Origin of the sequence: Pseudomonas bubulae, assembly GCF_037023725.1 — a bacterium.
Taxonomy (GTDB): domain Bacteria; phylum Pseudomonadota; class Gammaproteobacteria; order Pseudomonadales; family Pseudomonadaceae; genus Aquipseudomonas; species Aquipseudomonas bubulae.
The window spans coordinates 1,935,682-1,949,091 of record NZ_CP146077.1; the positions used below are offsets into that span (position 1 = coordinate 1,935,682).

A 13,410-nucleotide genomic window follows, 5' to 3' on the forward strand; every position below is an offset into this window, starting at 1 on the left:
GAGATCTGCCTGCGTACAGGGCGGGCGGGGGAGGTGTGCTCCCCCTCGTGTTTATTGGGCCTTTTCCAGGTCGACAACGGGCTTTTGCCGGGCCCGGCGGCTCTCCTGATACCAGTGCAAGGCAATCAGCAGCAGCGTCGGGATGCCCATCACCGCGGTAATGATAAAGAAGTTGTGATACCCGAACTTCTCGACCATGACCCCCGAGTAACCGCCCATCAAGCGCGGTAGCAGCAGCATGATCGAGCTGAGCAGGGCGTACTGGGTGGCGGAGAATTTGAGGTTGGTCAGACTGGACAGGTAGGCGACGAATGCTGAGGTGGCGAGGCCGGAGCTGAAGTTGTCGAGGGAAATGGTGACAATCAGCATCTGCAGGTTCGGGCCCATATCGGCCAGCAACATGAACAGCAGGTTGGTGCCTGCCGATGCTGCACCACCGATCAACAGAATTGGCAAAATGCCGAAACGCACGATCAACAAGCCGCCCATGCCCGCACCGACAAGGGTCATGATCAGGCCGAAAATCTTGCTGACACCTGCAATCTGATCCTTGGTAAAACCCTGGTCGATATAGAACACGTTGGCCATTACGCCCATGACCGTGTCCGACATGCGGTAGGTGGCAATCAACCCCAGCAGTAGCAGGGCTTGCCAGCGATACCGAACGATAAAGTCATTAACCGGGGTCAGAACCGGAGCCAGGCCGCGTCGTCCGATGGATGAAAGGCACAACACGGTGAGCAGGGTGTACAGGATGGCGCGTAGAAACGCCCGGTCTTCCAGTATCAGGTTTAGCGGGCTGACCCCTTCAAACAACACGCCAGCAAAATCGGTGTTGTAGAGCTGGGTGAACATGGCCGGGACAGATACCAGCAGTACGATCAGTACAAAAACTGACGCCAGCTGATGGCCAAAGCTGTAGCGCCCGGCCGACAGCTGGGTGCGCAACGGTACCGGCGGTTCGCGCATAAACAGGGTGGTGAGCAGTGCGGGGACCATCAGCAGGCCGAACAGCACGTAGGTGCCGGTCCAGGCCGAATGTTTGTAGTTGAAGCCCGTCGAACCGAAGCCTTCGGCAAAGAACAGGGCGCCCGCCGTGGCCAGCAGGGCCGCTACGCGATAACCGGACATGTAACTGGCGGCGAGCGCGGCCTGCCGGTTGTCTTCGGCGATTTCCAGGCGATAGGCATCGACGGCAATGTCCTGGGTCGCCGAAGCGAAAGACACTACAACCGCAATGGCAATCAGCCAGGACAGATGTTTTTGCGGGTCACAAAAGCCCATGCCGATCAGGCCCAGGATAACCAGTGACTGTGACAGCACCAGCCATGAGCGACGCCGGCCAAGTTTGCCGAGTAATGGCAGGCGCCATTGGTCCAGCAGCGGCGACCACACCCATTTGAAGGCGTATGCCAGCCCGATCAGGCTGGCATAGCCAATGGTTTCGCGGGCCACACCGGCTTCGCGCAACCAGACGGAAAGGGTTGAAAACACCAGCATGTACGGCAAGCCGGCGGCAAAACCGAGCAGCAACAGCACTAGGGTCGAGGGGCTGGAATACGCAGCTAGCGCTTCGCGCCAGGTTTTACGGGGCATGGACTGGAGTCTGCCTCTGGTTGCGGAAACAAAGGGCGCACTCTAACCGCAGTGCTCTATCTGGCGCCAGCCATGGCGTCGCATATCCACGCGATTATTCATGATGCTCAAGCCTTCTGCCCGCAAACGCGCGCGCTGTTCATCACCAGACGGGCTACCTGCAGGCAGACTGATACGACCACCGGCGGCAAGAACCCGGTGCCACGGCAGGCGCGTATCGTCGGGGAGCTGGCTGAGCGTTCGCCCAACCCAGCGCGCTGCGCGACCCAGACCCGCCGCTTCGGCGAGTTGCCCGTAAGTAACCACGTAACCTGCAGGCACCATCATCAAGGTTGAATACAGCGCCGTGCGCCGAATCTCGGCGGGAGTTTGAAGAATGTCTGGCAGTGTATTCAAGGGACACTTCTGGTCAAGATGGGGGTTGTTACAGAACTATAGAATGAACTCCGGCACAATGAGTCGGTCTTTCTTCCTCAAGGGCGTATCCATCCGGATAATGCCGGCATTCTTCCGTTTTTCTGAGTTTCGCATCCGCTTATGTTGTCCAGAACCCTGTTATGCCTTGTTGTCATGTGCCTTGCTGCGCCCGTGTTTGCCGATACGGTGTGGTTGAAAAACGGCGACCGCCTGAGCGGCAAGATCAAAGTCTTTGATGGCGGCAAATTACTGATTCAGACCGAGTATGCGGGGGCCGTGCCCATTGACTGGAAGCAGGTCAAGACCCTGGAAAGTGATCAGGAATTGCTGGTCAAGCAGGATGCCTGGACCGGTGAAAAGGCCAAGTCATTGCAGGCGGCCGAAGACGGCAGCGTAACCCTGGTCAACGGTGAAGCACCGAAAACCGTAGCTCTGGCCAGTATCCAGCAACTCATCAAGCCCAAACCGCTGGTCGAAGACATGGTCTGGAAAGGCAATGTTGATGTGGCGATGGACTACAAACGGGCGGACAAGGATACCGACGACTACGATCTCGATTTCAAGACCACTGCCCGCCACGGCGCCTGGCGTCATCACGCAGAGGGTGAGTACAACCGCGAGTTTCAGAACGATGTGGTAACCACGGATAACTGGACTGCCGAGTACGCGCTGGATTACTTCATCAGCGACAAGTGGTACTGGCAAGGTCGTTTGACCTATAACCGCGACCGGGTGGAAGACATTTCCCGTCAGCGTACAGTCGGTACCGGCCCCGGCTACCAGTTCTGGGATGACGAATTGGGCGCATTCTCGCTGGGCTCACTGCTCAATCGCACTGATTACGAATACTCTGACGGTAAGAAAGACAACTTCTACTCGCTGGCCATGAAGTGGGATTACAACCGTTACCTGATGGGCAAAACAGTCTCGTTTTTCACCAATGGTGAATTGGGCAAGTCGCTGGAAGGGGAGTCGGACTACAGTCTCGATTCCGAAATCGGCTTGCGTTACAAGGTCACGGAATGGGCATCGCTGAATCTAAAGGCCGAGAAAGACCTGATTGGCAGCTCGAGTGGCTCTGATAACGCCCTCAACAAGACCCGCTATACCGTAGGGTTTGGCGTGGTCTGGTAGTAAAACCGTACGGCATGACTTGAGAGGGCGGGCTTGGATCTTGTGGGGAATCAGAAAACACCCGTTTGAATTCCAAGGATGTTGAAATTCACCAATGCCTGCCTCATTAGAGACAGGGCTCTCCCTCAAAAACTAAGGTTCTGACCTGATATCTAGATGCAACCATCGACTTAAGGTATCAGTTGTAGGTCAGGGTAAATGTTGCCGTGCTGTTTGCCACGCCACCACTTACGCTTGCGCCGGTCTGATAATACCGGGCCGTCAGTGGGATTGAGTAGTTGCCGTCGTTCGTGACGGTCCCTACGGTAATATTAGTCGCCAGCTTTACAGGCGTACTGTTGTGAAGTAATTGTAAACCTATGCCCTTGGCCATGGTCCCGGAAGGGGTGGAGTTCAGCGCCAATACACCCTCGACGGCAGACGCATGGGGGCTGCCGTCCAGTTTGACCTGTACACGAGTGTTTGCATCGCAATTTAGCTCTATGGCGAATGGTGTTTCGGCGGCGACGCTACCGGGCCCAGTAAAAGTGCTCATCGGTATTCCATCGCCCATCGGAACGTTGATGGAAGCGCTGGTGACGGAGCAGGCAACGGGAACAATAGTATTAACGCCCACTAATGTGATGTTGGCGGTATAGAAGTTTCCAACAATGGACGCTCTGGCAATTCTTCCGGTGGTAAGAGTTCCTGCTCCTACGGCACCCGCCTTTGTTTTGATAAGTCTTACACGCATACCGCGGGGGATTGAAATATAATTGTTGGCGCCTAGGGGTTCGTCGTACGGTACGATGTAAGTGTTTGATTCATTATTTGTACTTATCCCGACCCCGTCAATATTGGTGTTGTATATTCGGTTTGCCAGGGGGCTCAGGACAGTAAATATTTCATTTGTCCAGCGGTATGTCCAACTCGTGTTGCACCCGAAAAAGGGATAGGAACTATGATATGGGCCGGTGCTTATTGTCGCCAATACGGTGCCAGCAGGACTGTCCCGCTGAACAATGATAGAACCAAAATTGATATCTTTTCTTATTTCTGAAGTGGCCCCGTTATAGAAAGAACAACTGGCTGTGGCGATGTTCGAAAAGGCAAGAATGAACAATCCGAAAGTAGCGTGACCTCTATGTTTTACGATAAGGTCACTGGCTTTATATTTGGCAAGAGTCATGGTTTTCCGCCTATTGACAGATGCTTGAAAGGGAGCTGATGGCGGGGGTGGCGTTTTGCTCTACAAGCAGCTCAGGCAAGATGAAGTGTGACGTGCATTGCTGGCCAGATTTATCCCCCCATTTTACATGCAGTGCTCCGGACTGCGGCACACCGCTGAGGTATACCTCGCCCTCCAGGCCGACAACGCCCTCATTATTAGAATGAGTTGAGTTATCCAGCAGTGTCGCGGTAGCGCCAAAAGGTACGGGCTTGCCGCCGTGACTCAAAGAAATCAATACACGCTTGCCAATACGAGTCTTAAAGTCTGCCAATACAAGCGCACCTTTGGTAGGAATCACCGTTTTGGTATTGATCTCAATATCAACGTCGTCAGTGAGTGTTGCGGTGTCAAGCGCTACCCGGTTTTTTCGGTATGTACTGAGATAGGGCACGACAGCATAACCACGCGAGTCGGTTTTTACACCGGTAGTATTCTTTACTTTGGCACCGGCTGCGTCAGGTGCCCGAACCAAGGCCATGGTTTCACCATGTTGTTGTGAAAGCGTGACACCATAAGGGTGGGCTACAATACCGCCTTGCAAGTTGTAATTGACTTGCTGTGATCGGGTGTCGTAGTTATAACCAATCCTGGCTTCTCCATAAGTGCCTTTGTAGTTTGCGTTGGCATTACCGCTACTGCCGACACCTTGGTTTGCGTACCGCTGTTGAATACTGTAGCTCAGGTTGTTGTCTGCCAGTGCGGTGCCGCTCAGGCCTACGTCATGAGCGCTGCTGCCTTGCTTGCTGGCGTTGAAATTGTAACTGGCCCAACTGTTAGGGAGTGTCTTGCCCAAAGGGAACTGAACTTTGAAGGAAAGTTGCTGATCTTTGTTGTTGCGTCCAGTATCAAGCGGTGTCTGGGTGAAAGTATACGCCAAGCCGTAGTTGATGCTGCGGTAACTGAGGTCATAACCTGCCGTCAGGCTGCGCTCATATTTGTTTTGACGCCAGAAACTTTGTTGGTATCCATTAAGATAGAAGTTTCCTTTGTCTCCAAAAGATTGGTTGATGCTGAGCTGCGTCTTGCTGCGTTTAGTGCTGGTTCCGCGCCAATTATTGAAGTTGTCGGGGTCAATTTCGTTGGCTTCCTGAAAATCGTAGTAGCCGCTGGTGGAGTAGCGATATCCGGCCAACGTAAAGGTAGTGTCAGTGGTATTAATGGTTTTTGAATAGAGGAAGCGGTAAGACTGCCCTTGATGGCTGGACCCGTTGCGTAGTTTGGCGTGTGCCTGTGTAGCATCCACAGATACCGCCCCCCAACCTTCCAGCGTATGGCCAATACCAACAGTCGTTGCATTATATTTTCCAGATGCCAGTAAGCCACCATAGAGGGTGTAGTCATAGGGCAGTCCGTAAATCAGCGTGCTTTGCATAAAACTTGGTTTGCTGGCTGCGCTGGCGTTGGAACGATATTGTCCTGCAGTCACTGAATACTTCAGACGCCCTTCACGTAGCATTACAGGTACCGCAGAAAATGATTGAGTTGAACGGCGTACGGTGCCATCACTTTCGGTGATTGCAATTTCCAAGTCACCACTGGAGGACGTGGGATACAAGTCAGTGATTGTGAACGCACCCGCCGAGACATAGGTTTGATAAATAATGTAGCCATTTTGTCGCACGGTGACCTGGGCATTACTCTGGGCAATGCCTCGAACAACGGGTGCAAACCCTTTCAGACTGTCGGGGTACATGTTGTCGTCCGAATTTAATTGAATACCGCGGTATAGCACACTGTTGAAAACGTCACTGGGCGTTGAGCTGTCACCCAACGTCAGTTGCCCCTTTAGTGACTGAATATCCTTTTGCGCATAAGTGTCGAGGTTCTGCCAGTTGTTGTTTCCGTTACGTGAATTATACGTAGAATAATTACGCAGCCTCCACGCGCCCAAGTTCAGGCCACTGCGTAAATTTAAATAATAGCTGTCGTTTGTCTTTGAGCGATTGTTGCTATCATTATTGAGCGTGTTGGAGCCGCTGAAACTATAGTTCAACAGTGCAGCCGAAAGGCCTTGATCCCATAGCTGAGGATCCACGTAGCCATGAGCCTGGCTTGTGAGTGCGGCTTGGGGGATGCTGATATCCAGCCGCTGCAGTTTGAAATCGAACCGGCTGCTGGCATAGGGGATGTAGTCTGACAATGTACTGATTGCGCTTGTTGAGGGCAGTTGCTGCAAGGCCGGGAAAGCTTCCAGCTTGACCCCCATCTCCTGGAGTTGAGGTGAGGTCAGTTCGGGTTGAAGTGTTCCAGCGATACTCACAAAGTTTACGTCTCGATGGGCTACCCGATTATCATTTAGATAGATATCGACACTGTATAGACCTGGTAGTTGCCCGCCCTGGTTGGCGAAGTACTCTAGGTCGATGGGCTTTTGTCCAGGATCACCCATTTCCAGAGCGTGGGGGTTGAAGTATTCCTGCGCAAAAGCTGAAGAGGGCTGGAAGGCGAGTTCTAATGTTGCGGGTATGCTGATCAATAAAGTCAGGTGAGTGCAGTGCAAGAGTGGCGCACGCTGGCGCACCTGGAATTTAAGGGCCTGGTAGAAAGGGGCTTTTTGCATGCGAACGACCTCGATACGACTGCAGTGAAACTCAGTCGCTATCGCTTGGCTGTGTGAAGTTTAGGGTGGCCTGGACAATAAAGTATGCAAAGTACCTGGCTACTGCAGTGCGGCACTTGCGGTGGGGGAAACTCCGCCATAATCGTTGATGGCTTGCCAGCTGACAGGTCCGGTCGCGTCGGGAGGAATCTCCCAGCTGAGCGTTTTTTGTGGGGCAACCATACCGGCATTTTGTATTTCTTTATCTCCCACGCGGACGTGAAAAAAAGAAACATGATACGGCGTTGGATTGTTAACTTTTAGCTGCCTGCCCTGGCGAGTAAAGGTCAATGCCTTGTAAGCTTCGGTCGCATCACCAGGGAGACCAGTAGGACGATAAAAAACCTTGATTCGACTTTTGACCGAAATTTGTAACTGGTTGGAATCGCTTTTCTCCGAGGCTGATATTGTTTTTACATTCACCCAGAATGCCGACTCTTTATCGGCGGGTAACTGCCCTCCCGTATGAATGATGCGCAGGGTGTTTTCTTGGTCTGCGTCAAGGCGAAAGAGGGGCGGCGTTATGATAAAGGGGGCTTTGTTGCTGTCGTGCAGGTTTTCTACCCAGGACTGAATCAGATAAGGCTCTGACGTTCCAGTATTGCTTACCGAGAAGGAAGAGTCTTTTCTTGCGGTGTCATAAATAACTCGAGTGCCTCCTATTACCACTCCCGCCGAAGCAGTATGAGTCAGGCTGGCGAGAGTTAGAGTAATACAGATGGACGTGAGCCATTGCATTGTGTGGTTTTCCTCAAGGTGCCTACCCCTTGCAAGGGGTAGGCACAGGTTGTCAGTACGCATTGAAATTACTCAATGCACGGCGAGTGGGGGCTAGTTGTAGTTGATAGTGAAGTCTGTGCTGCCGTTAGCCGGACCTGAAGTGACCGCCTTGGTAGCCATGTACTTGGCATAAAAAGTAAAGGTAGTGTCACTGGTGGTGGACAGCGTGCTGCTGGTGGAGCTTGTGCCGATCGGAATTTGTGTTGAGGCATCTTTTTCATACAGTGCGATGCCTACACCGGTCGCGACACCTGGCTCAGTCGTAAGTTTCAGGATGCTTGAGTTGTCACTGTCTGTGGGGCCGTCGAACTTTACGGTGGCCGTGCTGACGGTAGAAGGGCAACTGGTCAATACGATATCGAATTTAGTGGGTGACGAAGTAACACCGGCGGTGCTCAAGCTGCTCGTGGTGACAGAATTAAGTGGGACTGTCTGAGTGCCAGTCGCTGGCGTCACTGTGCATGCCGCGCTGAGAATAGTGCCCGTAAAGTTGATTGTCCCGTCCGCAGCATTAGCGATGCTTGCAATAGAGGAACCTGTCAGCAGTGTAAGAGCGATAATTTTAATTCGCATGCAGTTATTTCTCATGTCGTTTGGTTAAGTGTGTGGATAGTGCAATATATGAGGTGTTCCTGTTTTGCTGTTAAATTCTGTTTCTCTTGTTGGGTGGAGGTTATGTCGCCTTGAATTCCTGGTTGACATCACAGTTTCTCTTTTAAGAGATACTGTGCGGTAGCTGCTTGGGTGGGTATGTTCGTTGTTTGGCTTTTAAATGCTATATGGGCATTTGCTATTGTTCTTGTAAGAGTTTTCTGAGATGTTGCTGTGGCTAGACTATATAGCCGCTCACAGCAAAACCCCGGCATGAATGCCTGATATAACGGTCATGCCTGCGATGCCAGAGAAAAATAAGACCAATACCTGCATCGGCTACTGTATCAATCAGGTTTGCTCGAATATTCCCGGGATCAAGCCGCAGTAAAATTCCGCCTCAATCCAACAAGTGCGGGCTCGGGTATTGCGGGGCTATGAACTGCGCCTGGAGAGCGGTGGTGATAGGTGGGTAGCGCTAGTCACCCCCACCTTGAACATCGATTTAGCAAGCGTTGTGATTATCGGAGCAACGTTCAGTTCGAGCGAGAGCGTCGAGTGAAAGACTCGGCCGGCAAGGTGTTTGTTATCCGATTTTGATGTGTCGAAAGCCTGTGAATTGGCTTTCTTGGCGGTTTACCGCTTAGTCCGGCATCTGACAGCTTTGCGCTGACGCACTCCGAACGAGGAGAACGGTGAGGCCTGGATTGGGCGTCCAGGCCGTTTCATGATTGAACCCAAGCCTATCTTTGCGGGAGGTGATGCCTAGATCCGCAACCCGCCATCCAGTTCCAGAATGCGCCCGGTGTAGTAGTCGTTTTCAAAAATGTACGCTGCCGAATGAGCGATTTCTTCAACCTTGCCCATGCGCTTGAGCGGAATGCCCGAGGTCATTTTTTCAAGGGCTTCGGGTTTCATGCCCAGGGTCATTTCGGTTTCGATAAAGCCCGGTGCAATCCCGGCTACACGAATGCCGTAACGCGACAGTTCCCTGGCCCAGGTCACGGTGGCAGCAGCAACCCCGGCCTTGGCCGCCGAGTAGTTGGTCTGGCCGACATTGCCGGCACGGGAGATCGACGAGATATTGATGATCGCGCCCTCGCTGTTGAGCTCGATCATTTTCGCCGCTACCTCACGGGTGCACAGGAAAACTCCGGTCAGGTTGACATCAATTACCGCTTGCCATTGCGCCAGGCTCATCTTGGTCATAACGCCATCCTTGACCTTGAGCAGCAGGCCGTCACGCAAAATGCCGGCGTTGTTGACCAGGCCGTTGATCGCACCAAAATCTTCTGCAATTTGACCAACGGTTTGCGTAACCTGTTCTTCGTCAGCGACGTTGCACAGGTAGGCTCGGGCCTCGACGCCGTGCGCCTGGCAGGCTGCCACCGCCAGTTCGAGTTTTTCCGGGTTGAGGTCGACCAGTGCCAGTTTGGCGCCCTTGGCTGCCAGGTACTCGGCCATGGCGCGACCCAGCCCCTGGCAGCCGCCAGTGATAATGATTACTTTGTCTTTAAGTTGCATGAGTGCCCTGATCTCGACCGTTATCTACGGATTTTTATTAAGGAGTCATAAGTTGAGCGTTGAAGCTGCCAAGCATGCCCGAGAATTACTGCTCAAGGAATACCGTGGCGCCCTGGCTACCCAGTCCAAGGCCATGCCGGGATTTCCCTTCGGCTCCGTGGTGCCTTATTGCCTGGATGAGCTGGGGAGACCACTGATCCTGATCAGCCGCATCGCCCAGCACACCCACAACCTGCGCAAGGATCCCAAGTGTTCACTGATGGTGGGGGAGCGGGGCGCTGAAGAGGTGCAGGCTGTTGGCCGTCTTACCGTGCTGGCCGAAGCCGTGCAATTGAGCGATCCCGCAGCCATTGAAGCCGCAGCCGAGCGTTACTACCGCTACTTTCCCGAGGCGAAGGGCTATGACACTGCCCATGATTTCGATTTCTGGGTGCTCAACCCGGTTCGTCATCGCTACATAGGCGGCTTTGGTGCCATCCACTGGCTGGACCAGGTCACGCTGGCCAACCCTTTCGCCGGGCAGGTCGAGGTGCGGATGGTCGAGCATATGAACAGCGATCACGCCAATGCCATTGAACACTACGTCAAACTGACCGGCCTGCCGCAAACAGCGCCAGCTATGCTGGTGGGCATCGACAGCGAAGGCATGCACCTGCGCATCGGCGAAGGCGTGCACTGGTTGGCTTTTCCGGAGCCTTGCAACACTTCGACACAGGTGCGCGAAGCCTTGGTTTTGCTGGCCCGTGCCAGTGAGTGGCCGAAAAAACAGATGGTCTGACCTTGAATTTGCACAGGCGCGCCGTCATCTAGTCTTGGTTGGAAGATATTCTTCCGGAGAGGAATCATTTGATGCGCGCTTTTCTATTGCTCTTTCTGTTGTTTCCAGTGCTAGAGCTGTACGTCTTTTTCAAGGTCAGCACCGCCATAGGGTTTTTCCCCGCGTTGCTGCTGATCATTGCCGGCTCCATGCTGGGTGTTCTGGTCGTTCGCGTCGCAGGCTTGGCCACGGCGCTCAAAGCGCGCGAAAGCCTGAATCGCGGCGAGCTGCCTGCTCAGCAAATGCTTGAAGGCCTGATGCTGGCGCTGGGTGGTGGACTGTTGGTTCTGCCTGGTTTTATCAGCGATGCGGCCGGTCTGTTGTTGCTGTTCCCGCCAGTTCGCCGGTTTCTGGTCAACCGCCTGCGCAAGCGTGCTGAAGAACAGGCCATCCGCCAGCGTGCGTTTGCCGAAGACTTCGAAGCCGCACGACCACGTGCCCATCAGCCTTTGGGGCGTGAGCCCAATGTGATCGAAGGCGAGTTCGAGCATCGCGATAAATAAGGCTTTGGCGTTATCAACACGGCACCTTGGGTGCCGTGTCTGTTTCAAGTGGCACGCCAGGTTAAAAATTTCGTGGGCGTGCCCTTGTAATAAGTGGATGCGCCCTTATGTAACGGACACCGCAGGGTTTTACTGGCAACAGCAAAATCCCAACCGCGAATCGCACCCGGCATTTCCGGACTTGTAAACCCAGCCGGTATTGACACCGGCCGATGAACACCTCAATTAGGAGAGATCGACAATGAAGCTTCGTCCTCTGCATGACCGCGTCGTAATCCGTCGCAGCGAAGAAGAAAAGAAAACCGCTGGTGGTATCGTTCTGCCGGGTTCTGCTGCTGAAAAAGCTAACAGCGGTGAAGTGATCGCCGTTGGTACGGGTCGCGTTCTGGACAACGGTGAAGTGCGTGCACTGGCCGTTAAAGTGGGTGACAAGGTTGTGTTCGGCCCTTACTCCGGCAGCAACACTGTAAAAGTCGACGGCGAAGACCTGTTGGTTATGGCTGAGAACGAGATTCTCGCTGTAATTGAAGGCTGATTTCCCGCTCCTTTTCCCGTTACTACAAAGTATTTAAGGAAGAACGAACATGGCTGCTAAAGAAGTTAAATTCGGCGACTCCGCCCGCAAAAAAATGTTGGCTGGTGTAAACGTCCTGGCTGACGCAGTAAAAGCGACCCTGGGCCCTAAAGGCCGTAACGTGATCATCGAGAAGAGCTTCGGCGCTCCGACCATCACCAAGGACGGCGTGTCCGTTGCAAAAGAAATCGAGCTGAAAGACCGCTTCGAAAACATGGGCGCGCAGCTGGTTAAAGACGTTGCCTCCCGTGCCAACGATGACGCTGGTGACGGTACTACCACTGCAACCGTTCTGGCTCAGTCGATCGTCAACGAAGGCCTGAAAGCCGTCGCTGCCGGCATGAACCCGATGGACCTGAAGCGCGGTATCGACAAAGCGACCATCGCTATCGTCAAAGAACTGCGTCAACTGGCCAAGCCATGCGCTGACGGCAAGGCAATTGCCCAGGTTGGTACCATTTCTGCCAACTCCGACAGCTCCATCGGCGAAATCATTGCCGAAGCCATGGAAAAAGTCGGTAAAGAAGGCGTGATCACCGTTGAAGAAGGCTCGGGCCTGGAAAACGAACTGTCTGTTGTTGAAGGCATGCAGTTCGACCGTGGCTACCTGTCCCCTTACTTCGTGAACAAGCCAGACACCATGGTGGCTGAGCTGGACGGCCCGCTGATCCTGTTGGTTGACAAAAAGATCTCCAACATCCGCGAAATGCTGCCAGTTCTGGAAGCCGTTGCAAAAGCCGGCCGTCCACTGCTGATCGTGGCTGAAGACGTTGAAGGCGAAGCCCTGGCGACTCTGGTTGTGAACAACATGCGCGGTATCGTTAAAGTCGCTGCTGTCAAAGCACCAGGCTTCGGTGACCGTCGTAAAGCAATGCTGCAGGACATCGCTGTTCTGACTGGCGGTACCGTAATCTCCGAAGAGATCGGCCTGAGCCTGGAAAGCACTACCCTGGAGCACCTGGGTAACGCCAAGCGCGTGATCCTGTCCAAAGAAAACACCACCATCATCGATGGTGCTGGCAACGATGCGGACATCCAGGCACGTGTTACCCAGATCCGTGCTCAAGTGGCTGATACCACTTCGGACTACGACCGTGAAAAACTGCAAGAGCGTCTGGCCAAGCTGTCTGGCGGCGTTGCAGTGATCAAGGTTGGCGCTGGTTCCGAAGTAGAAATGAAAGAGAAGAAAGCCCGCGTTGAAGACGCCCTGCACGCTACTCGTGCAGCCGTTGAAGAAGGCGTGGTACCTGGCGGTGGCGTGGCACTGGTTCGCGCTCTGCAAGCCATCTCCGAACTGAAAGGCGACAACGCTGATCAGAACGTGGGTATTGCTCTGCTGCGTCGTGCTGTTGAAGCACCTCTGCGCCAGATCGTTGCCAACTCCGGTGATGAGCCAAGCGTAGTTGTCGACAAAGTGAAGCAGGGTTCGGGTAACTACGGTTACAACGCAGCCACTGGTGAATACGGCGACATGATCGAAATGGGTATCCTTGACCCGGCTAAAGTGACTCGTTCGGCTCTGCAAGCGGCTTCGTCGATTGCCAGCCTGATGATCACCACTGAGGCGATGATCGCTGAGATCCAGGAAGACAAACCAGCTGGCGGCATGCCAGACATGGGCGGCATGGGTGGTATGGGCGGCATGATGTAAGCCAGCCTTACCCC

Annotated in this window: 12 protein-coding genes; 5 read left to right on the forward strand and 7 right to left on the reverse strand. The window is 53.7% G+C overall.

Annotation, left to right across the window (positions count from 1 at the left end):
• Positions 1 to 51: 51 nt before the first annotated feature.
• Together V6L81_RS08995 and V6L81_RS09000 are read right to left on the reverse strand one after the other, a co-directional pair.
• Entirely contained in the window at positions 52 to 1,596 is a 1,545-nt protein-coding gene (locus V6L81_RS08995) for an AmpG family muropeptide MFS transporter (protein ID WP_095003348.1), read from the reverse strand.
• A 42-nt stretch (positions 1,597 to 1,638) separates the two neighbouring features.
• Positions 1,639 to 1,992: an MGMT family protein gene (locus V6L81_RS09000; protein WP_095003349.1), complete on the reverse strand. Its 354-nt coding sequence runs from the start codon at positions 1,990 to 1,992 to the stop codon at positions 1,639 to 1,641.
• Positions 1,993 to 2,133: 141 nt separating this feature from the next.
• On the opposite strand from V6L81_RS09000, the gene V6L81_RS09005 reads away from it, so the two are divergent.
• Complete coding sequence (locus tag V6L81_RS09005) at positions 2,134 to 3,147, forward strand: DUF481 domain-containing protein (protein WP_095003350.1); 1,014 nt, start codon at positions 2,134 to 2,136, stop codon at positions 3,145 to 3,147.
• Between the two features lie 178 nt (positions 3,148 to 3,325).
• Here V6L81_RS09005 and V6L81_RS09010 read toward each other — a convergent pair whose 3' ends face one another.
• The 5 genes from V6L81_RS09010 to V6L81_RS09030 form a co-directional block, all read right to left on the reverse strand.
• A complete protein-coding gene (locus V6L81_RS09010) occupies positions 3,326 to 4,315 on the reverse strand; it encodes a fimbrial protein (protein ID WP_095019393.1) in 990 nt (329 codons plus the stop codon).
• A gap of 10 nt (positions 4,316 to 4,325) precedes the next feature.
• Positions 4,326 to 6,917: a fimbria/pilus outer membrane usher protein gene (locus V6L81_RS09015; protein WP_338660623.1), complete on the reverse strand. Its 2,592-nt coding sequence runs from the start codon at positions 6,915 to 6,917 to the stop codon at positions 4,326 to 4,328.
• Between the two features lie 99 nt (positions 6,918 to 7,016).
• Positions 7,017 to 7,694 (reverse strand): molecular chaperone, encoded by a 678-nt coding sequence (locus V6L81_RS09020; RefSeq protein ID WP_095003365.1) that lies wholly within the window; start codon positions 7,692 to 7,694, stop codon positions 7,017 to 7,019.
• A 93-nt stretch (positions 7,695 to 7,787) separates the two neighbouring features.
• On the reverse strand, positions 7,788 to 8,309 hold the full coding sequence (locus V6L81_RS09025; RefSeq protein WP_095019395.1) for a fimbrial protein: 522 nt from the start codon (positions 8,307 to 8,309) through the stop codon (positions 7,788 to 7,790).
• A gap of 783 nt (positions 8,310 to 9,092) precedes the next feature.
• Positions 9,093 to 9,851, reverse strand: a complete 759-nt coding sequence (locus tag V6L81_RS09030) for an SDR family oxidoreductase (protein ID WP_095019396.1) — start codon at positions 9,849 to 9,851, stop codon at positions 9,093 to 9,095.
• Positions 9,852 to 9,903: 52 nt separating this feature from the next.
• Between V6L81_RS09030 and V6L81_RS09035 the strand changes: the two genes are divergently transcribed.
• From V6L81_RS09035 to groL, 4 genes are all read left to right on the forward strand, one after another.
• A complete protein-coding gene (locus tag V6L81_RS09035) occupies positions 9,904 to 10,629 on the forward strand; it encodes a HugZ family protein (RefSeq protein WP_095020921.1) in 726 nt (241 codons plus the stop codon).
• Positions 10,630 to 10,700: 71 nt separating this feature from the next.
• Positions 10,701 to 11,171, forward strand: coding sequence for an FxsA family protein (locus tag V6L81_RS09040; protein ID WP_095003356.1), 471 nt, complete (start codon positions 10,701 to 10,703; stop codon positions 11,169 to 11,171).
• Between the two features lie 241 nt (positions 11,172 to 11,412).
• On the forward strand, positions 11,413 to 11,706 hold the full coding sequence (locus V6L81_RS09045; RefSeq protein WP_016779794.1) for a co-chaperone GroES: 294 nt from the start codon (positions 11,413 to 11,415) through the stop codon (positions 11,704 to 11,706).
• Positions 11,707 to 11,755: 49 nt separating this feature from the next.
• Positions 11,756 to 13,396 (forward strand): chaperonin GroEL, encoded by a 1,641-nt coding sequence (groL, locus tag V6L81_RS09050; RefSeq protein WP_016779795.1) that lies wholly within the window; start codon positions 11,756 to 11,758, stop codon positions 13,394 to 13,396.
• The last annotated feature ends 14 nt before the right edge of the window (positions 13,397 to 13,410 follow it).